Below are 24,015 nucleotides of genomic sequence, written 5' to 3'. Positions count from 1 at the left end.
GTGCGAACTGCGCCAGCCAGCACATCGGCGGGCGCTCGCCGGGTGCAAGGGGGAGACGAGATGGCCGACGAGGCGGCAGGCGATTCAGCGGCAGGCGCTGTCGTCGGGTACGAAGTGCCCGCCGTCGAAGCGTGGATCAGCGAGAACGTCGACGGGCTCGAGCCGCCGTTCACGTGGACTCAGCTGGAGGGCGGCCACAGCAACCTCACCTACAAGCTGACTGCCGCCGACGGCACCACGGCGGTCGTGCGCCGCCCGCCGATGGGGGAGCTGCTGCCTAAGGCGCATGACATGGGGCGCGAATTCACGATCATCAGCGGTTTGGGGCCGACAGACGTGCCGGTCGCCATCGCCTACGGCTACTGCGAGAGCCCCGATGTGACCGGCGCTCACTTCTACGTGATGAGTTATGTCGAAGGCAGGCCCCTGTTTGAATCTGCCGACGCCCGCGAGCACTTGAGCGCCGAAGGCAGGGCACATGTCGGCATGTCGTTCATGGACGTGCTCTCAGCGTTGCACTCGGTGGATCCCGACGATGTCGGCCTGGGCGGTCTCGGCAAGAAGGAGGACTACATCGGGCGCCAGATTCGCACCTGGTACCGGTCGTGGACAGCCTCGGCGGAAGCGGCAAGGTACGACACTCCCGTTGTCCACGAACTGCACGACTTCCTCTCCGAACGCAAGCCAGAGCAGGGTCCGGCGCGCGTCGTGCACGGCGACTACGGCCTCCACAACTGCCTGTTCAATCCCAGCGGCGAACTGCAGGCGGTGTTGGACTGGGAGATCTCCACGCTCGGCGACCCGCTCGCGGACCTCGCGTACGCGCTGAACAGCTGGACCGAGCCGAGCGACGACATCCTGGAGGGCTCGGATCCGCCGACGCTGGTGGACGGATTCGTCGGCCGTGCCGACCTCATCGAGCGTTACCAGGAACGCACGGGAGCGCATCTTTCGCAGTTGGCGTACTACGTCAGCTTCAACCACTGGAAATCGGCGTGCATCATCCACGGCGTGTACGCCCGCTACATGCGGGGCCAGAAGCCCGCTGACGATGTCGACTTGGATCTCTACCGTGCCCGAATCGAGCGCGGTATCGAAATGTCCGCTGCGGCGGCAGCAGCGATCTCCTGACGCTGTGGATCTCAGCTAGCGGGCTATGCCACGCACTGACTGGAACCCGATTCTCCGGGGCGAGTTCGGTAAGCCCTACTGGCCGATCCTGCAGCAATACGTAGCCGACGAGCGTTCCCAGAGCGCCGTGTATCCGCCCTACGATCAGGTCTTTGCTGCGCTTCACCTAACGCCATTCGCCGAGGTGAAGGTCCTGATCCTGGGCCAGGACCCCTACCACGGCCCCGGCCAAGCCCACGGATTGTGCTTCTCGGTTCCCCGGGGGATACCGCAACCGCCGTCGTTGCAGAACATCTTCGTCGAGTTGCGCGACGACCTCGGCATCGAGCCGCCGTCGCACGGCAATTTGGAGGGGTGGGCGCGCCAGGGTGTGCTGCTGCTCAACGCGTTTCTCACGGTGCGTGCCCGCCAGGCGGCTTCGCATCGGTCGGCTGGCTGGGAGACGTTCACCGACGAGGTGATCCGGGCTGTCAGCGCAAAGCCCGAGCGTGTCGTGTTCATCCTGTGGGGTGCGTTCGCCCGCCGGAAGAAATCGCTCGTGGACCTGACCCGGCACGTGGTCATCGAATCCGCCCACCCGTCGCCGCTCAGCGCTCACAACGGGTTCTTCGGCAGCCGCCCGTTCAGTCGCGCCAACGCGGCCCTGGCCGACGCGGGCCGAGAACCCGTCGACTGGCACATTGGGGGCTGAATCGCGTGTGTGGCCGAGCCTCTTGCCCGGCCGGAATCAGCGGAGCGTGACGCGGCCGTTCGGCGTGTCGAGCGTCGCTTCGAGGCTGACGCTGTCGCCTGCGTTCACGTCGATGTCGATGCCGATCGCGGCGTGCAGGGCTCGGATGTGATCGGTGTCGGGGTGCGTTCCGGCCAGCGAGACCAGGGTGCAACCGGTCGGCGTCACGGTGGCGGGATGGGTGGTGTCGCCCCATTCGATGACGAACGGGGCCAGGCCGGCCCCCTCGGCAAGACCGGCGGGGGACAGGGTGAGCGACCAGTGGAGCTCCTCGCCGTCGGGCTTGACGCGGCTCATCGAGATGATCTCGCCGGGGTCCTCGCCGCAGACGCGCATTGCCGCCACCACGTCGTCGATGGTCTCACCGTCCGACGCATGCACGGCGAACGTCACGAGCTTCGGCCCGCTCAGGCTGTCGATCCCGAACGGCCGTGGATTGGCCGGGGCGGGCTGTTCTGGATCGGGCGCGATGATCTCCAGATAGACGTCGTCGCCGAGCGACAGGAGCGTGTTGCGGGTGCCGACGCCCGGATGGGGCCCGCCGGGCGCCGCACGCATGCCGACGAGTGCTTCCACGGCCGCGGTGCCCGCCTCAAGGTCGGGTGCTGCGACGACGATGTGATCGATTGCTGCCATGCGCGCACGTTAGAGGCTGTGCGGAGAGACGGCAAAACCGCCAGATCAGGCCGACCGGCGCGGACTCTGCGCAGAAATGCCGCCTCAGGCGGCAAATTTGCGCACAGATTGCCGCCTGCATCAAGTCTGTGCAGAAACGCGCGCTCAGTCAGCATTTCTGCACAGAGAAAGCTCGCACTGTCGCTGGGCTAGTCGAATGCCTCGGCGGCGGCCAGCTCGGCAACGCGATCGGCGTCGTAACCGAGATGCTCGGTCAGGACCTCGTAGAGGTGTTCTCCGAGAGCGGGAGCGGCGACCTCTGGCCACACTCGGCTGCGCGACATGGTGAACCGGGGCGCCTCGATGATCGTCGAGCCATGCGTCGAGTGGGGAACCTCAACCCAGTGACGCCGATGGGTGATCTGGGGGTCGACTGCCAGCTCGGGACTGTTCTGCACACGGTGCGCAGCCACGCCGGCGTCCTGGCACTGCCGTTCCACCTCTGCTTCATCGAGTTTGCTCGTCCAGGCGGCGAGGGCGGCCTCGAGCTCTGCCCGTCGTTCGAGTCGGTCGCCGACCGACAGCGTCGCCAGGTCATCGCACCCGACAGGTTGCCGTACCCCGCAAAGTTGGCAAGAGGCCCGCTCTGGCCGAACAGGCAGGTCGACAGCATGACGACCGTTGGGTTGATCTCGCGCACGTTGTCGTAGTCGAGACCCCATGAACGCATGGCTCTGGGCGTGTAGGCCTCGCACACCACGTCGGCCCATTGGATCAGGTCGTGCGCGACTTCGAGGCCGGCTGGCGTGCCCGGATTCAGCGTGATGCCGAGCTTGCCCGCATTCATGTTGTTGAACAGGGCGCTGTTCTCGGGCCCAGGGTCGTTGTTGATGAACGGCAGGAACGTACGGCACGCGTCGAGGCGGACTGATGACTCGACCCGGATCACGGTCGCCCCTGCATCGGCGAGGATCCGGGAGAACGTGGGACCGGCCACTGCCCACATGAAGTCGAGCACCTTCAAGCCTTCGAGCGGGCGCTCACATCTGGTCGGCGCCTCCGGGGCGAACACTGCAGGTGTCCGCTGCGAGGCCAGGACAGCGGCCGTGTGCTCGCCGATGGCCGGCACCCGATCGGCCGAGCCGTCGGTGGGTTCGGGCTTCATCCAATGCCCCGGATAGCGCTGCCCGTCAATGTCGTCCCAGTAGCTGCGAGCGGCCAATTGCTCCGATGCTGCGACGTCGGCGGTTGTGGCGACCGGTGCGAGCAGCAGGCGATGCTTGTTGGCGAGGGCGAACAGCTCCTGTTTCGTTCGGGAGGCCGTGAACGCGGCGACGCATTCCTTGATTAGCTCGAACTCCTCGATTGTCTCGCTTCCGTCGCTGAGCGCCATGCCAGCGGTCGTCTGTGAGGTCGAGTACTCGATACGGCGACAGCAGGGTCATGTGCCGCCGAAGACTGCTCGCGTACGGCGAGATCCTCGCTGGGCAAGTGCTTCACATGAAATAGACACAGGCATCCATGAACAGTGCGTCATCTCTCTGTAGTCTCGGCCGGTGTTTTGTCCAGCATCGGGATCGCCACCGGGTGCCATCGGATCGCCCCGGCTCTCAGGGCTCACCTTTGGGCGGCGGGCGGCGGGCGGCGAAGACGATGCGACACGCCTCTCGGGCCCGGTGGGCGGCCCATTTGAGCGCGCAGATCCTCCACGCACGCGGCGGAGCGGGCGGCCGCAGATCGCCGTTTGCACTGCGCTGGCCGTGCTGGCCTCGGTCCTTGTGGCGGTGGGCACGGCGGCGCCCGCAGCAGCAGCTGAGGAGGACGACCAAACCAGTCCTGCGTTGTCGACCGCTGCCACCTCTGAGCTGTGGTCGGCATCGCTGAGTGTGGAGCAGCAGAGCACCGGTGCGATCGGATTCGTCGCCAGCTCCCAACTCGGTGCTGTGTCGAAGGACCAAGTCACCATCGGGGGCACCAGTCACTCGGTGACCGAGTTCACTGTCGCATGTTCCGAGCACAACAGCGAGTGTGGGGTGCGCTTCGCCGTCACCCCTGCCATCGACGGTAGGACCGACAGGCTGGTGCTGCGGCTGCGGCAGGTGTGGCTGAACCTGGCCGACGCGCGGTCCGATGGGGAAGTCCTGACGTGGACCGGCGTGCGGGTCCGGCTGCGTGTTGGCGACATCGTCCCGGTTGCCCTGCGCGAATACCCCGTGTCGTTTGGTGTGCGCTCGCTCGACGGTTGGGGCAACAATGTCGAGAATCCCGAGTTCGGCTCGGCTGGCGCTCAGCTGCTCCGGCTGGCAGCCGCGAACTACGTCGGGCTCTCAGGTGTGCCTGTTGACCTTCCTGGGCCGAGGGCTGTCAGCAACATCGTGGCAGCTCAGGCCAGGTCAATCACCAACGCCGCCCAAGCCACCGACATGGTGTGGCAGTGGGGACAGTTCTTGGACCACGACATCAGCCTGACGCCCGAGCACAGCCCCGCAGAGCCGTTGCCGATCCCGGTTCCGACCGGGGACGCTGTCTTCGATCCCACATCTGCTGGGACTCGCACGATTGCCTTCAACCGGTCGGCTCACGGCACTGCTGCGGGCGGTACCCGGCAGCAGCTCAACGTGGTTACGTCGTTCATCGACGCCTCGAATGTCTACGGATCGTCATTGGGTCGAACGCAGGCGCTGCGAACCAACGACGGCACGGTGAAGCTCCGCACATCGGGCGACGGCCGATTCTTGCCATTCAATGAGTTCGGACTCGACAATGACAGCGGCGGGCGAGGCGCCGGAAGTTCTCGCATTGATCTGTTCGCGGCAGGTGATGTTCGGGCGAATGAGCAGGTGGGGCTTTCCGCAATGCACATATTGTTCGTCCGTGAGCACAATCGCCTCGCCGACCTGATCGCGGCCGCCCATCCCAGCTTGTCCGGGCAAGAGATCTTCGAAATGGCTCGCAAGATCGTTGGCGCTGAGATGCAGGTCATCACTTACAACGAATTCCTGCCGATACTGCTGGGCCCCGATTCGGTCGGCTCCTACGACGGCTACGACTCAGCAGTCGACGCGTCCATAGCGAATGAGTTCTCCGCGGCGGCCTACCGGGTGGGGCACACCATGCTTTCGCCCGATCTCCTCATGGTTGACGAGAACGGCATCGAGAGGACGCTCTCGCTGGCCGACGCGTTCTTCGCGCCGTCACGGGTGACCGACGAGGGCATCTCGGGCTTGCTGCGCGGCCTCGCAACACAGCTGGCCCAGCAGGTCGATACTCAACTGGTCGACCCGGTCCGAAACATGCTGTTCGGCCCGCCCGGCAGCCCCGGACGCGACCTGGCCGCGCTCAACATCCAGCGGAGCCGCGACCACGGACTGGCGTCCTACAACGCGGCCCGCCAGGCGTATGGACTGCCAGCGGCAATGAGCTTCGGCGACATCTCATCTGACCCCCAAGTACAGGCGAAGCTGCGCCAGGCCTACGGTGAAGTCGAGCAGGTCGACCTCTGGACGGGCGGGCTCGCCGAGGACCATGTGGAGGGGGCCATGGTCGGCGAGACATTCCAGACGATCATCGCCGACCAGTTCCGCCGTCTGCGTGACGGTGACCGTTTCTGGTACCAGAACGACACGTGGTTCGCCGCCAACCCCGATGTGCTCGCGGAAGTGGACGCCACGACACTGGCTGACATCATTCGCCGCAACACGCCGATCGGCGATGAGATCAAAGACAACGTCTTCATCCACGCATCGCGGGGCTACGAAATCGCAAGCGTGGGTGAGAGCGACAGCTACGAGGACACATCGTCGAGCGAAGGGCACACGGCCGCGGAAGAGATCGACGAGGACGACGGTCCTGACGAGCCGACCGAGACCCAGTCGGGTGCCCTGAACGCTCAGCCATCGTCCAGCGCCCAGGACCGCTGGCCAGTCCCGCGCTTCGCCCACCCAAACGAACCGATGTAGAAGAGCAACTCCGAGAACCCACCGGCGAGGCCGCAGGATCCTCAAGTGGAGCTAGGGGGAACTTCAGACTCAACCCCGCCTCTGACCTGCGGAAACACAGTCCCCCCTCCGACACTCGAACTGGTGTTCGACAGAGCCAAGGTGCAAGCCTCGCGATTTCGCAGCACCTGTTGGTGGGTCATGCCGATAACGAGCTCGCTGGGCTGACCGCGCCCGTCCCTCACGCAGCGTCGGGGTGGTCGAGACAGCGGATGTGGCCGTCTCGTAGCCCCCAGAACACCAAGGTGAGGACCTTGCGAGCGGCAGCAACGCGTGCTTTGTTGACGCCGCGCCGCTCGGCGACTTGCCGGTAGAAGGCTTGGAGGTGTGGTCCGCCGTGGTTCTTGGAGATGGCCTCGACGGCTGCCCAGCGCACCAGGACGGGACCTTGTTTGGTGATCCGACCGCGCACCACTTTGGTGTCCGATTCCCGGTGGCGGGGAACCAGCCCCGCCCAGCTGCACAGCCGGCGCGGTTCGCGAACCGGTCTATGTCACCGATCTCGGCTACGAACACTGCGCCGGTGACGGGGCCGACGCCGTGGATGGCCTGAATGGCCCGATACCCGTCGTCGTTCGCTACGCGGCGGGCGATGGTCGCATCGAGGGCGTCGATCTGGGTGTCATAGACCTCGATGAGGTCTCGCAGTGACTCGAGGCGCTGCTCGAAGGCGGGCGCCATCTGGGTGCCGTCGAGCCATCTGGCGCCGCCCTGTCCCCACAACCCGACGGGCTGGATCAGACCTTGTTTGCCCAGCACCGCGTGCACCTGGGCCTTGAGGCCCGCTTGGAGTTGGCGGAGCTTGTGGCGATACCGGACCAGCTCCCGAAGCTCCGCGAAGGCAACCGTGCCCTCACGCGCGTCCTCGGAGCGAAACGCGAGCGCCGAATACTCGTGGTAGAGCCTCAGGCCGTCGCTCAGCGACATGTCGCGACCTCGGTACGCCAGCTCCTTTGTCAGGCGGATCGCCATCGGGCCGTTGGCGGCGATGCGTTCGGCGAGCTCGTAGGCGGTCGACAGGAGCTCCCTTGGCGCGGCCACTCGCTGACCAGCCCGATGCGCAGTGCTTCCGCAGCGTCGATGAACTCGCCGCTGAGCAGGAGCCGCATCGCATCGGACATGCCGATCATCGCCGGAAGCCGCAACGCCCCATAGCCGTGCAGGATCGCCCACTTGACCTCGGGGCAGCCGAACTGGGCGGTCTCCGATGCGAGGCGAATGTCGCAGAACAACGCCAGCTCCAGTGCCCCGGCCAGGCAGTAGCCGTTCACCGCAGCGATCGTCGCCTTGCTGCACTCCAGGCCGACGTCGAACCGATCCGGCCGCCACGGCCTCCACTCGCCTCCTCCGGCGAACTCGAGGAGGTCGTGGCCGGCCGAGAACGCTCGATCGCCGGCCCCGGTGACGATGACGCACCGTACGTTCGAGTCAGTGTCGGCAGCCCGGATAGCGTCGCTCATGGCGCCGTACATCTCGTCGGTCATTGCGTTCATCTTCTCGGGCCGATCGATGGTGATACGGGCGACGTGATCGGCGACCTCATAGCGCACGTTCTCGCTCATCTGCCAAGGCTCGGTAGCAACACCGGGCCATGTCGCCTGACGAAGCCAGCGCTTGTCCCAGCGCGGTGGGCTACTATCGGGGTCCATGACCGATCGGCGTACCCGTCTCGCTCAGCTGACACACGAGTTCCTCGACGCGTTCAATCGCTTCGACCTCGAGGCCGCCATGGAGTTCTTCTCCGAAGACGGTGTCTATGAGGAGTTCAACGGACACCGCAACGCCGGTCACACGGAGGTGCGGGCCGCCTTCGAGCCACAGTTCGCAGGGGCCTTCGGTGACATGAAGTTCCTCGACGAAGATCTCTTCATCGATGCCGACACGGGCAAGGTCATGGCGAGCTGGCTGTGCACGCTCGACGTCCATGGTCATCCCACGTCGTGGCATGGACTCGACCTGATCTACTGGGACGACGACGACCACGTCACCCACAAGCTGACCTACGCCAAGGCGAAGGTCCCTCTGTTCGATCCCGCGGTGCCCAAGGGAGCAACGAGCTAGTCCACTGGCCGGTCGCCCCCGAGGCTGCGGGCGTGGACTTCTCGGACGAGGACCCCAGGCGGGCCAGGGTTCGAGCCTGGATCGAGGCGAACCCCGAGCCGACCCCCCGGCAGCTGGCCGAGGCCGGGTGGGTGGCTCCCCACTGGCCCCGGCCGTGGGGTCTCGACGCCGACCCGATGGACCAGCTCCTCATCGACGACGAGTTCGCGGCGGCCGGCATCGAGATGCCCCACAACGGCATCGCCATCGGTTGGGCCGGACCGACGATCATTCACGCGGGCAGCGCGGCCCAGAAGGAGCGCTACCTTCCTCCGATGCTCACCGGCGAGGAGATCTGGTGCCAACTCTTCAGCGAGCCGGATGCCGGCTCCGACCTCGCCCGGCTTGCCACGCGGGCCGTCCGCGATGGCGACCACTACATCGTCAACGGCACCAAGATCTGGTCGTCCGGTGCCCATCAGTCGAAGTTCGGCATCCTGATCGCCAGGACCGACCCCGACGTTGCGAAGCATCAGGGCATCTCCTATTTCATCTGTCCGATGGACGCGCCCGGCATCGAGCTCCGGCCGATCATCGACATGACGACAGCGCACTCGTTCAACCAGATCTTCTTCACCGACGTCGAGATTCCGGTCGCCAACCGCATCGGCGGAGAGGGCGATGGCTGGCGTCTGGCCAGGGTGACCCTCGGCAACGAACGCGTCTCACTGTCAGGCGAGGGCTGCCTGTGGGGCAATGGGCCGACCGCTACTGACCTCGTCGATCTCGTCAGGGAGAGCGGCGGTGTGGACGATCCCGTGCTTCGGGCGCGGCTCGCCAGGGTCTTCATCGAGGGCGAGGTGCTGAGGCTGATTCGGCTCCGGACGGTGGCGGCTCGCTTGAAGGGCGCCGAACCGGGTCCCGAAGCGTCAGTCCGCAAGGCCCTCGCCGACGACCACGGCCAGAACGTCATGCGCCTGGCCAAGGACCTGAGCGGCGCGAGCGGCATGTTGACCGATGCCGGCCCGGTGGGCACCTCGGCGACCGACGTGTGGGTCCACGCCGGCGCCAAGGCGACCGGCAACACCTCGGCCGACGGCGCCAGTCCATCGATCGTCGACGTCAGGATGGACGAGTGGCACTACGGCTTCCTGTTCTCGTCCGCGCTCACGATCGGCGGTGGGACGGCGGAGGTGCAGCGCAATATCGTCGCCGAACGGGTCCTCGGGCTCCCTCGCGACTTCCACGTCGAGTCGGGCCTGACCTGGGCCGAGGCGCGGGCTGCGGACCGGGTCTGAGCTCGGGGAAGGCTGCCCGGTCAGTCGGCTGCGCCCGACGCTTGGTCCCCGGCCTCGGAGCCCCGATCAGAGCCACCGTCACGCTCGTCGGGTCGAGGGTCGGCGGCGGGGCGGTAGGCCCGGTTGGGCTTCGGCGACGACGGGGTCGTGGTCTCGGGCTCCATGCCCGGAATGTCGATGGCCTGTTTGATCTCATCGGTGACCCCGGTAGACATCTTCCGGAGCTCCCTCATCAGGCTGCCGATGGATCGGGCCGCCTGGGGAAGCCGCGTCGGACCGAGCACCAACAAGGCGACCACGAGTATGACCAACAGCTCGAGTCCCGAGATGTTGAACACGCACGCGATGTTATTGGCTCGCGGCTCGGAGCACCCTGGGCAGGTCTCCTGTTCAACAGGTAGCCTCCCGGCGTGAACATCGGTGCCCCCGAGCTGCTCATCATCCTCGTGATCTTGCTGCTCGTCTTTGGCGGGGCGAAGCTCCCGAAGCTGGCCCGCTCGTTGGGCCGGGCCCAGCAGGAGTTCAAGACCGGACTCTCCGAAGCCAGCCCGGGATCGTCCGCTGGCAAGGACGACTCCGCCGACAGCGCTTCATAGGACCTCCACAGCCTCTCACCGTGGGTGACTAGGCTGCGCGACGCCGCGACCGAGGCAAGGCACCGTGCGGGGGATTCGGGTACTCGATCTGAGCACAGATCAACCGGGCGCTTATTGCACGCGCCTGCTCGCTTGTGTGGGGGCGGACGTCGTGGTGGCCGAGTCCCCTGACGGGCACCCACTGAGAGGTGAGCCCCCACTGCTGAGCGATGGGTCGTCTGCGGTCTGGGAGTATCTGCAGGCCTACAAGGCGCTGATCCGCGTCGAGCCGGGGACGCCCGACGCCGAGCTCGTGGACGGGTTCGATGTCGTCGTGCTGTCCGATGAGATCCCCCATCCCGACCTTGCCCATCGCGTGGCCGCTCTGAGGGACGCCCATCCCCGCGTCGTCGTCGTGGCGATCACCGGCTTCGGTCTGACCGGGCCCGCTTCGGGCTGGCGGGCCGGACCGCTGGAGCATTGGGCCATGGGGGGCCATATGGCCCTCAACGGAGAGCGTGACCGCGAGCCGATCCCGGGCGGCGGGCCGTGGGTCAGCCGGCTCGTGGGCGCGACGGCTGCTATCGGCGCCCAGGCCGCTGTGGTGAACAGCCGGGTGGACGGCGTCGGTGATGTGGTGGACGTCGGCGCCATGCAGGCGCTCGCCTCGTGCCACCAGTGGACGATCGTTCTCTACACGCACAACGGGGTTCTGAAGGAGCGGTGGGGCAACCGGCAGGGCGAGCAGCACCATCCCCTCTCGTTGCATCCGTGCGCGGACGGGTGGGTCTGTCTCGGTTGTGTCGCCCGGCATCAGTGGGAGGGCCTCTGTGTCGCGATGGACCACGTCGAGTTGCTCGCCGACGACGATCTCTATACGCCCGCCGTGCGGTTCGATCGGGCCGACGAGCTTGACGTCCTGATCAACGGGTGGACGAGCCAGCACACGGTGGCGGAGGTGGTCGCCGCGGTGCAGGCGAATCAGGGCCCGGCCGGTCCGGTCACGAACCTGATGGACACGCTCGCCGATCCTCAGCTGAATCACCAGGAATACTGGGTTCCCGGGCGGCCCGGTCTCAGGATGCCGGGCGTCCCCTTCGAGATACCGGGCACGACACCAGCGTTTCGGGCCGCTCCCCGGGAGCCCGAGCCCGGCGAGCCAGCCCGGGCCCTCGATCTGGAGAAGGTCCGGCCTCTCTCGGGGGTGAAGGTCGTCGAGTTCTCGATCGCGTGGGCCGGGCCTCTCGTCGGTCGGTTCCTGGCCGATCTCGGGGCCGACGTCGTGAAGGTCGAGCATCCGACGGCCCGTGGGCTCGCCATGCCCGATCCGAGCCTGATGGCCGCCGAGTCCGCGTCGTGGACCTGGGGCGAGCTGCCGAGTGCGTCGTTGCGCAACGGGGTCTTCCCGGACAACGAGGCAGGCACCAGGTGGTGGAACCGCCTCGGGTTCTGGAACAAGATGAACAGGGGAAAGAGGAGCCTCTGCCTCGACGTCAAGGCGCACGGTGGTCGCGAGGTGCTCGAACGCCTCGTCGCCACCGCCGATGTGGTGTTCAACAACTACAGCCCCCGTGGTGTCCGGTCGCTAGAGATCGATCACGAGACGCTCCGGCTGATCAAGCCCGATCTCGTCACCGTCGACCTCTCCGGATACGGCAGCACCGGACCTGATGCCGACAAGGTGTCCTGGGGGCCCATCCTCGACGCGAGCAGCGGCCTCGCCTCGACCACCGGATACGCCGACTCGGGTCCCTACAAGCAGGGCCTCGCTTTCCCAGACGTGTCCGGAGGACTGCACGGCACGACCGCCGTTCTCGCCGCGCTCTGGCAACGATGGATCACCGGTGAGCCCGTGCACGTCGACCTCTCCCAGCTCGAGACCCTCCTGGTCCTCGCAGGCGACCAGCTCCTGGAGATCTCCGACACTGGCGAGCAGCCCCGGCGCAACGGGGCACGCTCACGCTTTCGTGCCCCGTCGGGCGTCTATCGGTGCGCCGGCGAGGACGACTGGGCCGTCCTCTCGGTGCGCTCGGAGAGCGACTGGCGACGCCTGGTCGGCGTCATCGACGAGCTCGACGACGAGAGATGGTCCGATGTCGAGGCCCGGCTCGCCGATCACGACCGGATCGACGAGATCATCTCGCGATGGACGCGCCGCCGGTCCAAGCACGACGTCATGGCAACGCTTCAGGGTCACGGTCTGGCCGCGTCGGTCGTCATGACGAACGTCGACCTCGTCACCGATTCCCAGCTTGAGGCCCGACACTTCTTCGTCGACCTCGACCAGCAGGACTGCGGTCCCCAGACGTTCCCCGGCTTCCCGATCGTGTTCGACAACACGTCTGTGGGCCTGCGGCCGGCTCCCGGCCTGGGCGCTGACAACGACGAGGTGCTGGCCGAGCTCGGCTACAGCTCGGGCGAGATCGTCGAGCTCGCCGCGTCGGGAGCGATCGCTGACGAGCCGCCCGACTGACGACCGCGCCTCAGCCCGCCGGGTGCTCGACCACGACGGGCGCCACGCCGCTCCGGACGACGGCTTCGGTGATACTGCCCGTGAAGAGCTCGGCGATGGGGCGCCGGGAGTGGGTGGCCATCGCGATGAGGCCCGCGCCGACGTCACGCGCGTACTCCACGATCGCCTGGGCGGCGTCCTTGTGGTCGAGGACCACTGCCCGGCTGTTGTCGGGAAAGCCCTCGAGCTGGGCGGTGAGAGCGATCTCGGTGGTCTGCCTCACCCGCCGGATCGCCTGGCCGCGCGGCTCGACGACGGCGCCGATACGACCTTCCTGGCTCGGCATCGTCGAGTAGGCGACGTGGGCGTCGGTGTAGCCGGACTAGTGTTACGGTCATGGCGCGCCCCTTTCGGTTCGGGTCCTTCACTCTCGGCGGTACCTCGATCGGCGAACTGACCGAGCTCGCCCGCAAGGCGGAGGATCTGGGCTTCAGCACGCTGACGTTGCCGGACCACTTCGACGGTCAGCTCGCCGCCGCTCCCGCTCTCGCCGCGGTGGCGGGCGTCACGACGACGTTGCGTATCGGCACCCTCGTGTACGCCAACGACTACCGCCACCCGGTCGTTCTCGCCAAAGAGGCGGCGACGCTCGATGTGCTCAGCGAGGGACGCTTCGAGCTCGGGCTCGGAGCGGGCTGGATGACCGCCGACTACGAGCAGTCCGGGATAGCCCAGGACGGTCCCGGTACCCGGATCGAGCGGCTGGACGAGGCGATCGACGTTCTCGACGGCCTCTTCGCCGATGGTCCCTTCACCTACGAGGGCGAGCACTATCGCATCGGTGGGCTCGATGGGTTGCCCAAGCCCGTCCAGCGACCCCGCCCACCCCTGATGCTCGCGGGAGGCGGACGACGGATGCTGGGCCTGGCGGCTCGGCGGGCTGACATCGTCGGGATCAACGTGAACCTGTCGAGCGGTCGACCCGAAGGTGACGCCTGGGGTGCTGACACGACCCGGGACCGATTCCTGTTGAAGGCCGAGTGGGTCAGGGAGGCCGCCGGGCGCCGGTTCGACGACATCGAGCTGCACTGCCAGAACTACATCGCGATGATCACCGATGACCGCGAGGGCGTGCTCGAGGAGACGGCTCCGATCTTCGACATCACACCCGACGAAGCGGCCGCGTCCCCGCAACTGCTCATCGGGAGCGTCGACGAGGTCGTCGATCAGCTCGAGGAACGGCGGGAGCTCCTCGGCATCAGCTACGTGCACATCCCGCTCGACTCAGCGGACGACTTCGCGCCGGTCCTCGCCCGCCTCGCCGGGACCTGACGCGACAAACCGGTGCTCGATCTCGACCTCTCGGGTCGGCGGGCCATCGTGACCGGGGCGAGCGTTGGCATCGGGGCCGTGACCGTGCGTCTCCTGGCAGACCATGGTGCGAGGGTCGCGTTCTGCTCCAGAGACGAGCGCCGGGTCGCAGACCTCGACGGCTATCAGCCCGCGACGGGTGAGGGCTCGGTCCGCGGCTACGTCGCCGACATGGCCGATCCTGGCTCGGTCGATACGTTTCTCGACGCAGCCGAGCACGACGCTGGCCCGGCGGAGATCCTCGTGAACAACGTGGGCGCGTCACCCACGAGGAACTTCCTCTATATGAGCGACGACGACTGGGAGAGCCCCTTCCAGCTGATCCTGATGTCGCGGTCCGGTGCACCCGCCGATGCCTGCCGGCGATGAGGGCACAGCGTTGGGGCCGCATCGTGATGGTTGCGAGCTCGACTGCGACCTATCCGATCCTGTTCCTCGTCGACTATGGAGCCTTCAAGGCGGGAAATGGTCGCGACGCCAAAGGCGCTCGCCACCAAGTACGGCCGTGACGGGGTCCTGGTGAACTCGGTTCTGCCCGGCTACGTGAGGACCGAGATGCAGGAGCGGGGCGCCGACGAGGTGGGCGAAGTCACAGGGGAGACGAGAGAAGAGGTCATCGCTCGCGAGGCCGAGGCCGTGCCGGTCGGTCGCTATGGGTCACCGGAGGAGGCCGCCGCGCTGATCGTGTTCCTCTGCTCGAACGCGGCGTCCTATGTGAACGGGTCTGCGATCGACATCGACGGCGGCATCGGGGGCCACATCTGACGGGCACTCAGGCGAGCACGGCCACCGCCTCCACCTCGATGAGCCACTGTCGGCCGAGGAGCCCGGACACGACCACACCGGTTGCAGCCGGGAACGGCCGGTCCAGCAGCTCCCTGCGGAGGCCGGCGACGGACCGGTACCCGTCGAAGCCGGCGGGCGCCACGTACTCGATCGTCTTCACGACATCACCGATCGAGCCGCCCGCCGCCTGACAGATCGCTTCGATCTGCTCATAGACGAACCTCGCCTGGGCGGCGATCTCGCCCGGCGCGACGGTCGTATTCGTGTCGGGGTCCCACGCGGTGGTACCCGAGATGTAGAGGATGTCGCCCGCTCGCACCGCAGGGCTGAAGGTCAGATCGTCGAAAGCCGACCAGCCCGGGTTGATCACGCGCTTGGGATGCTCCGATGCCCAGACGTCGAGCGCCACAAGGGCGCCGTCGACGGGCAGAGCGGGCACGAGAACGCCGGTCGATGCTGGGAACAGGGGACCGAGGAGTCGCCGCCGGGCGTCCTCGGTCGATCGGTACTCCCGGCGCGTCTCCGGTGTCGTCTGCTGGACGATTCGCACGATGTGGGAGTGGTCGAGGCCGTGATCGGCGAGGAGCTGTCCGGCCCGATCGAGCACATAGGCCGCCTGGGCGACCAGGTCCCCCCGGGCGACGACCCCACCCTCCTCGTCGACGGGCAGGATCTGGGGGAGGCGGACCTGACCGCTCGGTCCGCCGGCCACCACCTCGACCTCGACCTGGGGCTCGGGCCGAACCAGTGATTCGATGACCATGATCGACCCTGGTCCCGCAGCCCCGGGGCGAGCGCGGGCGATGTCCGCGAGCTCGCCCAGGCCAGCGGTCGTCACGTACTCGACGATCTCGGTGCACGCCGACGTGTCGCTGTCGGCGACACCCAGGACGGCCTGGATCTTGTCCCACGCAACCCTCGCCTGGTCACCGATGCCGGCGGGCAGCGTGGCGCCGTCGGGGCCATAGGAGGCGCCCGTCTCGCCCGCCAGCCACAGCGCGCCTCCACCTTGGACACCCAGCGAGAACGTGTAGCGAGAGGGATCCATCCAAGGGAACTCGGTCGGCCTGAGCTCGGTGATCATCGCCGGTCATCCTCCCAGACAAAGTGATAGGGTCGTCAGCCATGGCCAAACCGGGGGTGTTGGTCTCGGCCGAGCCCGGCGATCGCAAGGCCGCGGTCGAGGTTGCCCAGGAGCTCGAGCGTCTCGGCTTCCCGCGGGTCCTGTGTCCCTACGACTACGCCGTGCCCGAGGGCGACTGGATCTCCGGCATCTCGGAGATCTACGACAGTATGAGCCTGTGCACGGCCATCCTCCAGGCCACGACCGACCTGGAGGTGGGCACGGCCATCACCCTGACCTATACCCGACACCCGGCGGACCTCGCCGCCGCGGCGTCGTTCAATCACGAGATCAGCGGCGGACGCTTCATCCTCGGTCTCGGGACGAGCCACGACGACATCTTGAGGCGCTTCGGGATCGAGCCCGAGAAGCCGTTGAGCCACATGCGGCGATACATCGAGCAGCTCCGCGCTGCCGCGCCGAACCAGCCTCTCCCTCCGATCCACATCGCCGCGCTGCGGCGACGGATGACCCGGCTCGCAGCCGAGATCGCCGACGGTGCGATCAACGCGAACCTGCCGCTCTCCTATGTCCCCGAGCTCCTCGAGGTGATACCGGAGTCCAAAGGCGACACCTTCGTCTTCGCCAACGCTGCTCCGATCTGGATCGACGAAGACCGGCACGAGGGCCTCGCGTTCTTGCGGCGCTTCATTGGCGCCCACATGAACCTCCCGAACTACACGGCGTTGTTCACCGACGCCGGCTACGGCGACGAGGTGAAGCGGGCCGTCGCCGCCGTCAAGGACGGCAACCAGGTGGGCGTCGAGGCGGCGATCTCCGACCGTATGGCCGCCGACATAGGGATCGTCGGCACGAGGTCGCAGATGCGGGAGAAGATCGAGGCGTGGCAGGACGCCGGTGTCACCCTGACCGTCTCGACCCTCTATACGTCCAAGCACCAGCCCGAGGCCACCCGGCAGGTGGCGGAGCTGCTTCGTTAGCACGCCGGGCAGAGAGCCCCAGCCAGCGTGGGGGTGTGGGGGGCGCTGCCCCCCAAGAAGGCGCCCGCAGGGGGCTCTGCCGCCCAGGAGCGTGAGCGCCGGCGGAGCCGGCTCGACCAGGAATCGGGTGGAGAGGGTTTCCCTCTCCACCCGGAGCTTCACTCGAAGATCCCGGTCGCGATGAGGTCGGCGGCCTTGTCCTCGTCGTAGGCGAGGATCTCGGTGAGCACCTCCCAGAGGTGCTGTCCGAATGTCGGTCCCGCCCACGCGATGCGTCCCGGCGTCCGGTGCAGGCGGAAGGCAGGGGCCTCGACATAGGTCGTCCCATGGATCGGGTGGGCGGCCTCGTTGAAGTAGCCCCAGTGCGCGAGCTGCTCGTCGACGATGACCTCCTCGGCCTTCTGGACACGATGAGCCGGCACCCCGGCCGCCTGTAGCTCCGTTTCGAGCTCGGCACCGTCCCTTCCCTCGGTCCACGCCGAGATGAGCTCGTCGAGCTCGGCGCGTCGATCGAATCGCTGTGCCGTATCGAGTCCGGCGAGCTCGGCGGCGCCGAGCAGTCTGGCGAGCGCGTGCCAGTCTTCGTCTGCCTCACACGCGATCGCGATCCAACGGTCGAGTCCCCTGACCGGATAGACCCCGTGGGGGGCCATGTGCGGATCCTCGTTGCCCCGCCGGACGGGAGTGCGCCCGTTGACCTCGTCGTCGAGGAGGCCGGGAGCGAGCAGGTGGACGGCACCCTCGATGTGGCTGAAGTCGATGTACTGGCCCTCGCCCGTCCGCCGGTGCCATTCGAGAGCCGCCATCAATACAGCAACGGTGTAGCGAATCGACGGGTAGTCCGAGTAGGCACCCCACGGACCGCATGGGGTCCGGTCGGGCCACCCGGTCAGCTCGTAGAAGCCGGCTATTGCCCCGCCCATCGTCCCCATGCCGGCGTAGTGCCGCTGAGGTCCGGTCTGGCCCATCATCGAGCTCGACAGGGCGATGATCCCGGGGTTCACCTCGCGGAGGTCGTCGTAGCCGTACCCGAGCGCGGCGAGCTTGCCCGGCGCGAAGGAGTCGGTCACGACATCGGCCCAGCGGACGAGGTCGAGCATGACCGGTCGGGAGCCCGGGGCGGTGAGATCGATCGTGAAGCCGAGTTTGCTCGCGTTGGCGGAGTGCCAGTGCAGCGCATCCTCGGGCCCACCGTCGGCGTGGAGAAAGGGCGCCATACCCCTCATGACATCGACCTTGGTCTGGGACTCGACGCGAACCACGGTCGCTCCGTGATCGGCCAGGATCCGCGTCGCGCCGGGCCCGGCCAGGGCCCAGCAGAAGTCGAGCACATGGACCCCGCTCAGAGGGAGGTCACCCGACCCGGCGCGCCCCGCGCTGGCAGGGACCGACGGCGTGCGGGCCTCGTCGAGAACCTCGGCGGTGTGCTCACCGAGCTTCGGGGCTCGACCGAGCCGCTTCAGCGGAACGGTCGCCTTGGCGAAGGGCCCCGGGTAGCGAAAGCCGTCGACGTCGTCCCAGTACTCCCGGGCGATGAAGTGCTCGAGCTGGAGGACGTCACGAGTCGTCGTGCAGGGTGCGAACAACAGGCCGCGCGTCACGGATTCCTCGAAGAGCTCGGCTTTGGTCTTGGTATCGCAGAACTCGACAACCATCCTGGTTGCCTCGTCGAGCTGCTTGATGACCTCGGGGTCGTCGGTGAGGGCGAGACCGAAGCCGACCCAATCCTTGTCGACCCATTCGCGACCACAGCGGCCCTCCTCGTGGAGCCACTCGAAGAATCGGGCAGTGTAGGGACCGAACATCGGGCCGAAGAGCAACAGAAAGGAAACGGCGCCGTCGCGGCACGGATACACGACTTGAAGGGTGAGGGGCCCGAACTTCAGGCCGCCCGCGATGCGCTCGCTGCTGGACTGGCCACAGAACGGGTACATCATCTGGAACATGTTCGTGCTGATGTACGAGGCCTGAGCCGATACGTCGGTGTGCTGCCCGAGGCCGGAGCGATTGCGCTCCCACAGCGCGATGAGCGCAGCACAGCAGGCGTCGAGCGCAGCGAAGTGCCAGGTCTCCGGGAAGGTGATCCTCACCGGTGGACGGTCGGCGTCGCCGGTGAGGCTCATGGTTCCCGACGAGGCGTTGATCGTGAGGTCGGTCGCCGCCCAATGGGCCTTCGGCCCGTCGCACCCGAAAGGCGTGATCGAGACCGTCACGAGCGCCGGGTTGTCGTCCCTCAACGCCTGGAGATCGACCGCAATCGCCCCCGACTCGATCAGGATGTCTGCACCCCGTGCCAGCTGCTCGAGTTGGCCAGGGTCGTCGATGACGACCGACCGCTTCCCGCGGCTATAGGCACTGTGGGTCAGTGAGCTCTCCGGTCCGATGCGATCGTCCACGAAGGGAGCTTGGCGGCGGGAGCGGTGGCCACCGGGCGGCTCGACAGCGATGACATCAGCACCCAACTGGGCGAGGACCAATCCGGCGTGATGGCCCCTGTCGTCGGTGAGGTCGAGCACACGATAGGGCGACAACACGTCACCCTGTTTACCAGTCGATTACAAGTGTGTCATGCCTGTGGATAGGACCCGCGAGAGCTGGAAGCCCGGGATGGGCTGGGAGAAGGCGATCGAAGACATCGAGTATGTCCGAGCCCTAGCCGCAGAGCTGGGCGGACCCGAGCGCATCGAGCGCCAGCACCGCGGTGGCCGCTACACGATCCGGGAGCGGATCGACAAGATGGTCGACCCCGGGACGTTCATCGAGGCGGGCCCGATGGTCGGCGCGGCCGAGTACGACGAGGACGGCAACCTCCGCGACTTCGTCCCCGGTGGCTACGTCATGGGGCTGGCCGAGATCGACGGGCGGCCGGTGGCCATCGGGGGTGACGACTTCACGATCTCGGGGGGGAGCCCGCACAACGTGCACAAGTATCCCCACGACTTCACCCAACCCCTGGCCATCCAGTACGGCATCCCCTACGTCCAGCTCGTCGAAGGCGTCGGTCACAGCTCCAAGGCCGACGAGGAGGCCGGACACATGGCTCTGCCCCAGGGTGATCTGTGCTAATGTTCGGCCGGGACTTACCTAGGGGGGATTCGTCATGCGCACTACACACAGCCGCGAATCTGAAGACCAGTCGACGCTGAGCCGGCGCGATTTTCTCAAGTACGGAGGCGTGGCCGTGGGTGGGGCAGCCGCCACGGCCGCTCTCGCCGCCTGCGGCGACAGCGACAGCGACGGCGATGGTGCTCCGGCAACGACCGCGGCGCCGGGAACGACGGCGCCCGGGGAGCCGGCGGCCATCGACCGTGATCTGATCGTCGCCCAGCCCGATCTGTGGACGAGCCTCGATCACCTCTTCGACAGAACGAGCCAGGAATCGACGGCCAACCTCGGCGGTCGGCTGTTCGTCTATGACTACGACGGTGTGAACCCGATCATCACCGATCTCGAGAACACGCTCGTCGGCGAGCTGGCCGAGGGCCTCGAGATCAACGCAGACAAGACGCAGTACACGATCACCCTGAAGCAGGGTGTCCTCAGCCATCACGGCAACGAGATGACCTCCGAGGACGTCGTGTACAGCTATGCGCGAGGGGTCGCGGCGGACAGGAGCTTCGGCCTGGACGGATTCCTGCACTCGATTGCGTCCCAGATCACCGACGCCGAGCAGGTCAAAGCGCTCGATGACTACACGGTGCAGATCACGCTCGAGCGGCCGTTCCCGACGTTCTTGCACCACTTCGCGCTGCCGTTCACCGGCAACATCCACGACTCGGAGACGATGCGGGAGAACTCCACCAACGACGACCCGTGGTCAGAGGAGTGGAAGAAGAACAACACCGAGGGCTTCGGTCCGTACATGCTCGAGGACTTCACACAGGGCACCGAGGCGATCTGGGTCGCCAATCCGAATTACGTCCTGTACGACGTGCCGATCAAGCGGGTGATCTGGCGGGTCGTGCCCGTGTCGGCCACCCGACTGTCGCTGATCGAGAGCGGCGACGTGCACGTCGCCAACGCGATGCTCGTGCGCGAGCAGGTCCAGGCCCAGCAGGCCGGTCTCAGCCTGCCGAACGCGGTCTCGTCGTTCAGCCAGTGGACGTGGTACCCGCTCGACGTGCCTCCGTGGAGCCATCCGCTGGTCCGGCGTGCGTACACACATGTGATCCCTTACGACGACATCATCGACATCGTCTATCAGGGCAAGGCACGGCGGGAGTTCGGTCCCGTCTGGGAGCCGGGCGGCGTGCCCTACGCTCATACCGAGCTCTTCGAGCGCTACTACCGGACCGACCCCGACGAGTCGCGGCGTCTGCTGGAGGAGGCCGGCTTCCCCGACGGGGTTTCCTCGGAGCTCTGGTACAACGAGACGATTCCCGACCAGGAGGAGATGTGCGTGCTCATCCGCGACACCGCGGCTGAGGGCGGTTGGGACCTCAGCATCGTGGGCAAGACGACGGCGGCGATACAGGAGGCGAGGATCGACCCATTGACTGTGGGTGGCGCTGGCGCGCCTGCGAACCTGTTCAAGGATCAGATCATCGTCCCGGACATCTTCTACCAGGTAGCTCTCCTTCCGCCCTTCGGAGCGAGGTTCTGCACCCCCGACTCAGTGATCGGTGGTGCCTCGTGTGAGTTGGTATTCGACGATTTCACCGAGGAGCAGATCCTGCTCTACGAGGAGGGCCTCAGAAACGCGCTGGAGAGCGGTGACTGGGATTCACCGGCGGCCACGGCCGGCTGGGAGCAGTCGCTGCGGGCGGTCGCCGACGGCTCTCCGCAGAGCTTCTACCTGTGGTTCGACCCGACATCCATCCATGACCCCAGGCTGACTGGCTGGGAGTATCGGATCGAGAACGCCACCGACTACTCGCGGCTGAGCTGGACGTCGTGACGCTGGGACGAGGACACCGTTCAGTGACGAGCGGAACACCATAGCGACGACCTGACTGGGGTCAGCGGTTAGGAGGCTGCCGCCCAGATGAAGATCGTCAACGCGCTGCTGCGGCCCGTTCGGTGGTTCCGCAGGGGTGGCTTCATCCAGCGTCGCTTGCTTTTCCTGATACCGCAGATCGTGGCGGTGATGCTCATTTCGTTCATCATGATCCGGCTGGTGCCCGGCAATCCGGCTATCCAGATGCTCGGGCCTCAGGCTCCACCGGAATTGATCGAACGCACGGAGACCAAGCTCGGCTTGAACGACTCACTGCCCGAGCAATTCTTTACCTATGTGAAGCTCACGCTAAGAGGCGATCTCGGCGACTCATGGTTCACCTCACAGCCGGTCCGCACAGACATCGCCGAACGCCTGCCTGGGACGATCGAGCTCATGGGCATCTCGATGGGTCTGTCGGTCCTGATCATGATCCCGCTAGGGGTGCGAGCGGCTCGACCAAAGGGACGCCTCATCGACAAGATTCTTGCCCAGTTCATCCGGATCTATGGCCTGCTGGCTGGGTCGTTGGCCGACTTCTGGCTCGCCCTGATCTTCATCTACGTGTTCTTCACGACGTGGAACATCGCGCCAACACCGCTCGGCGCGTTAGACGTCGACCAGATGCGCCCTGAATCGGTGACCAACTTCTTGATCATCGACTCCATAATCGCCGGCGAATGGGGCGTGCTGCGGAACTACCTCGGTCACCTCGTCGGCCCCGTCCTGGTGCTGATGTTCGTGTACGGCGGTCCGATTCTCAAGATCACCTACGTCAAGATGACCGAGATCGAGGACAGCCCCTACCTCCAGAACGCCCGCGTCATGGGCTTGCAACGCAAGACTCTCAACCGATACGCGCTGAGGAATGCACTCCCACCGATCATCACGACCATCGGCGTCATGTACGGCTTCCTGCTCGGAGGGGCCGTGCTCGTCGAAAACGTGTTCAGCATCAACGGGTTCGGTAACTATGGCGTGAAGGCGGTCCTTGAAGCCGACTACGCCGCCGTCCAGGGGTTCCTGCTCGTATCGGCCCTCTTCATCATGTTCGTGTACCTCGTCGTGGACATCCTCCACGCCTGGTCCGATCCGAGGGTTCGACTATGAACACACCATCGACCGAGCCCGCCCGTCGGCGCTGGAACCCCTTCCGTACCCTCGGCCCGGCGGCGACCATCACCTATATCGCGGTCGCGATCTGGATCATTCTGATGTTCATCGGCCCGAGCATCGGCCCGTACGGCCCCGAAGAGATCGACAGCGACTCGATCCTGCAGCGGCCCGGCTCAGAGCACTGGCTCGGCACTGATCGGTCGGGGATGGACATCTTCTCGCGCATCCTGGCTGCGCCGCGTGTGAACCTGTTCATCGCCATCACCGCAGTGATCATCTCCATCGTCATCGGTTTCCCGATCGGCGCGCTGGCCGGCCACATAGCCGGTGTCGGTCGTGTGGAGGCGGCGAGCAGCGAGTTCATCATGCGGTCTATGGATGTGCTCCAGGCCTTTCCCGTCTTCATCTTCGCCTTGGCCCTCGTCGCCGTTCGAGGTCCGTCGACCACGAACGTGATCGTCGCCATGGCGTTCGTCAACATCCCCCCGTTCGTGCGCCTCGGGCGCGCCGAGATGCTCACCGTGCGAGAGCTGCCCTACGCCGACGCGGCGCGCGTGCTCGGCCATTCGGGTCCGCGCATCGTGTTCCGCCATCTCATGCGGAACTCGATTCAAACGAGCGTCGCCACGATACCGGTGGTCATGGGCTTCGTGATCCTGTTCACGGCCAGCCTGAGCTTCGTCGGCGCGGGCGTGCCTCGTCCGACACCCGAGCTCGGATCGATGGTCGCCATCGGGGCGACCAATATGGTCACCGGCCAATGGTGGCCGGCGCTGTTCCCCGGCATCGCCTTGGGCCTCATCGTCCTGTCGTTCGCCTTCGCGGCCCAGGACGTCGGCTTGAGGATCCGGGCCGTGAAGCGGGGCACAGCGGTCGGAATCCAGCCCGGGACGGAGCTCTGAA

23 protein-coding genes and 2 pseudogenes are annotated in these 24,015 nt (G+C 66.5%); 16 read left to right on the top strand and 9 right to left on the bottom strand.

The annotated features are described in order from the left end of the window. The first annotated feature begins 60 nt into the window (after positions 1-60). Both ACOCMM_RS12420 and ung read left to right on the top strand, forming a co-directional pair. Entirely contained in the window at positions 61-1,131 is a 1,071-nt protein-coding gene (locus ACOCMM_RS12420; protein ID WP_419553455.1) for a phosphotransferase family protein, read from the top strand. A gap of 25 nt (positions 1,132-1,156) precedes the next feature. Next, positions 1,157-1,822 carry a uracil-DNA glycosylase gene (ung, locus tag ACOCMM_RS12415; RefSeq protein WP_419553454.1) on the top strand — a complete coding sequence of 222 codons (666 nt, stop codon included), beginning with the start codon at positions 1,157-1,159 and terminating at the stop codon, positions 1,820-1,822. A 36-nt stretch (positions 1,823-1,858) separates the two neighbouring features. On the opposite strand, the gene ACOCMM_RS12410 is transcribed toward ung, so the two are convergent. The 3 genes and pseudogenes from ACOCMM_RS12410 to ACOCMM_RS12400 form a co-directional block, all read right to left on the bottom strand. Continuing rightward, on the bottom strand, positions 1,859-2,497 hold the full coding sequence (locus tag ACOCMM_RS12410) for a VOC family protein (RefSeq protein ID WP_419553453.1): 639 nt from the start codon (positions 2,495-2,497) through the stop codon (positions 1,859-1,861). Between the two features lie 188 nt (positions 2,498-2,685). Next, entirely contained in the window at positions 2,686-3,198 is a 513-nt protein-coding gene (locus ACOCMM_RS12405) for a CoA transferase (RefSeq protein WP_419554874.1), read from the bottom strand. Next, a pseudogene (locus ACOCMM_RS12400) lies at positions 3,081-3,869 on the bottom strand (CoA transferase); the annotation flags it as partial. The gene ACOCMM_RS12405 and the pseudogene ACOCMM_RS12400, both read right to left, overlap by 118 nt. A 163-nt stretch (positions 3,870-4,032) precedes the next feature. On the opposite strand from ACOCMM_RS12400, the gene ACOCMM_RS12395 reads away from it, so the two are divergent. Further along, positions 4,033-6,435: a peroxidase family protein gene (locus tag ACOCMM_RS12395; RefSeq protein WP_419553452.1), complete on the top strand. Its 2,403-nt coding sequence runs from the start codon at positions 4,033-4,035 to the stop codon at positions 6,433-6,435. Positions 6,436-6,655: 220 nt separating this feature from the next. Here ACOCMM_RS12395 and ACOCMM_RS12390 read toward each other — a convergent pair. Together ACOCMM_RS12390 and ACOCMM_RS12385 are read right to left on the bottom strand one after the other, a co-directional pair. Continuing rightward, a pseudogene (locus ACOCMM_RS12390) lies at positions 6,656-7,155 on the bottom strand (transposase). A gap of 275 nt (positions 7,156-7,430) precedes the next feature. Beyond that, positions 7,431-8,036, bottom strand: coding sequence for an enoyl-CoA hydratase/isomerase family protein (locus ACOCMM_RS12385; protein ID WP_419553451.1), 606 nt, complete (start codon positions 8,034-8,036; stop codon positions 7,431-7,433). Positions 8,037-8,121: 85 nt separating this feature from the next. Between ACOCMM_RS12385 and ACOCMM_RS12380 the strand changes: the two genes are divergently transcribed. Then, positions 8,122-8,535 carry a nuclear transport factor 2 family protein gene (locus ACOCMM_RS12380; RefSeq protein WP_419553450.1) on the top strand — a complete coding sequence of 138 codons (414 nt, stop codon included), beginning with the start codon at positions 8,122-8,124 and terminating at the stop codon, positions 8,533-8,535. Positions 8,536-8,567: 32 nt separating this feature from the next. After that, positions 8,568-9,812: an acyl-CoA dehydrogenase family protein gene (locus ACOCMM_RS12375; RefSeq protein ID WP_419553449.1), complete on the top strand. Its 1,245-nt coding sequence runs from the start codon at positions 8,568-8,570 to the stop codon at positions 9,810-9,812. Between the two features lie 20 nt (positions 9,813-9,832). Here ACOCMM_RS12375 and tatB read toward each other — a convergent pair whose 3' ends face one another. After that, positions 9,833-10,150: a Sec-independent protein translocase protein TatB gene (gene tatB, locus ACOCMM_RS12370; protein ID WP_419553448.1), complete on the bottom strand. Its 318-nt coding sequence runs from the start codon at positions 10,148-10,150 to the stop codon at positions 9,833-9,835. Between the two features lie 72 nt (positions 10,151-10,222). On the opposite strand from tatB, the gene tatA reads away from it, so the two are divergent. Then, positions 10,223-10,408, top strand: coding sequence for a twin-arginine translocase TatA/TatE family subunit (tatA, locus tag ACOCMM_RS12365; RefSeq protein ID WP_419553447.1), 186 nt, complete (start codon positions 10,223-10,225; stop codon positions 10,406-10,408). Between the two features lie 64 nt (positions 10,409-10,472). After that, positions 10,473-12,860 (top strand): CoA transferase, encoded by a 2,388-nt coding sequence (locus ACOCMM_RS12360; RefSeq protein WP_419553446.1) that lies wholly within the window; start codon positions 10,473-10,475, stop codon positions 12,858-12,860. A 10-nt stretch (positions 12,861-12,870) separates the two neighbouring features. Here the strand turns inward: ACOCMM_RS12360 and ACOCMM_RS12355 are convergent, their stop codons facing one another. After that, a complete protein-coding gene (locus ACOCMM_RS12355) occupies positions 12,871-13,185 on the bottom strand; it encodes a universal stress protein (RefSeq protein ID WP_419553445.1) in 315 nt (104 codons plus the stop codon). A gap of 50 nt (positions 13,186-13,235) precedes the next feature. Between ACOCMM_RS12355 and ACOCMM_RS12350 the strand changes: the two genes are divergently transcribed. Genes ACOCMM_RS12350 through ACOCMM_RS12335 form a run of 4 tightly spaced genes read left to right on the top strand, consistent with a single transcriptional unit; the run spans position 13,236 to position 14,975 of the window. Then, a complete protein-coding gene (locus tag ACOCMM_RS12350; protein ID WP_419553444.1) occupies positions 13,236-14,171 on the top strand; it encodes a TIGR03621 family F420-dependent LLM class oxidoreductase in 936 nt (311 codons plus the stop codon). Positions 14,172-14,183: 12 nt separating this feature from the next. Next, positions 14,184-14,579 carry an SDR family NAD(P)-dependent oxidoreductase gene (locus ACOCMM_RS12345; RefSeq protein ID WP_419553443.1) on the top strand — a complete coding sequence of 132 codons (396 nt, stop codon included), beginning with the start codon at positions 14,184-14,186 and terminating at the stop codon, positions 14,577-14,579. Beyond that, positions 14,576-14,719, top strand: a complete 144-nt coding sequence (locus ACOCMM_RS12340; RefSeq protein ID WP_419553442.1) for a hypothetical protein — start codon at positions 14,576-14,578, stop codon at positions 14,717-14,719. The genes ACOCMM_RS12345 and ACOCMM_RS12340 overlap by 4 nt, the downstream gene beginning before the upstream one ends. Then, positions 14,676-14,975, top strand: a complete 300-nt coding sequence (locus ACOCMM_RS12335) for an SDR family oxidoreductase (protein ID WP_419553441.1) — start codon at positions 14,676-14,678, stop codon at positions 14,973-14,975. Before ACOCMM_RS12340 ends, ACOCMM_RS12335 begins: the two co-directional genes overlap by 44 nt. A 7-nt stretch (positions 14,976-14,982) precedes the next feature. Here the strand turns inward: ACOCMM_RS12335 and ACOCMM_RS12330 are convergent, their stop codons facing one another. Next, complete coding sequence (locus ACOCMM_RS12330) at positions 14,983-16,080, bottom strand: RidA family protein (protein ID WP_419553440.1); 1,098 nt, start codon at positions 16,078-16,080, stop codon at positions 14,983-14,985. Between the two features lie 41 nt (positions 16,081-16,121). On the opposite strand from ACOCMM_RS12330, the gene ACOCMM_RS12325 reads away from it, so the two are divergent. After that, entirely contained in the window at positions 16,122-17,060 is a 939-nt protein-coding gene (locus ACOCMM_RS12325; protein WP_419553439.1) for an LLM class flavin-dependent oxidoreductase, read from the top strand. Positions 17,061-17,218: 158 nt separating this feature from the next. Here ACOCMM_RS12325 and ACOCMM_RS12320 read toward each other — a convergent pair whose 3' ends face one another. Then, entirely contained in the window at positions 17,219-19,594 is a 2,376-nt protein-coding gene (locus ACOCMM_RS12320) for a CoA transferase (protein WP_419553438.1), read from the bottom strand. Positions 19,595-19,628: 34 nt separating this feature from the next. On the opposite strand from ACOCMM_RS12320, the gene ACOCMM_RS12315 reads away from it, so the two are divergent. The 4 genes from ACOCMM_RS12315 (at position 19,629) to ACOCMM_RS12300 (ending at position 24,014) form a co-directional block, all read left to right on the top strand. Beyond that, positions 19,629-20,126: a carboxyl transferase domain-containing protein gene (locus tag ACOCMM_RS12315; protein WP_419553437.1), complete on the top strand. Its 498-nt coding sequence runs from the start codon at positions 19,629-19,631 to the stop codon at positions 20,124-20,126. A 34-nt stretch (positions 20,127-20,160) separates the two neighbouring features. Continuing rightward, positions 20,161-21,957 carry an ABC transporter substrate-binding protein gene (locus ACOCMM_RS12310; protein ID WP_419553436.1) on the top strand — a complete coding sequence of 599 codons (1,797 nt, stop codon included), beginning with the start codon at positions 20,161-20,163 and terminating at the stop codon, positions 21,955-21,957. An 87-nt stretch (positions 21,958-22,044) separates the two neighbouring features. After that, positions 22,045-23,106 carry an ABC transporter permease gene (locus ACOCMM_RS12305; protein ID WP_419553435.1) on the top strand — a complete coding sequence of 354 codons (1,062 nt, stop codon included), beginning with the start codon at positions 22,045-22,047 and terminating at the stop codon, positions 23,104-23,106. Further along, positions 23,103-24,014, top strand: coding sequence for an ABC transporter permease (locus ACOCMM_RS12300; RefSeq protein ID WP_419553434.1), 912 nt, complete (start codon positions 23,103-23,105; stop codon positions 24,012-24,014). The genes ACOCMM_RS12305 and ACOCMM_RS12300 overlap by 4 nt, the downstream gene beginning before the upstream one ends. The last annotated feature ends 1 nt before the right edge of the window (position 24,015 follow it).

The organism is Candidatus Poriferisodalis sp. (assembly GCF_965198245.1).
Taxonomy (GTDB): domain Bacteria; phylum Actinomycetota; class Acidimicrobiia; order Acidimicrobiales; family Poriferisodalaceae; genus Poriferisodalis.
Note: the sequence above shows the minus strand (reverse complement) of the source record. Positions and strands in the feature narration are given on the sequence as shown.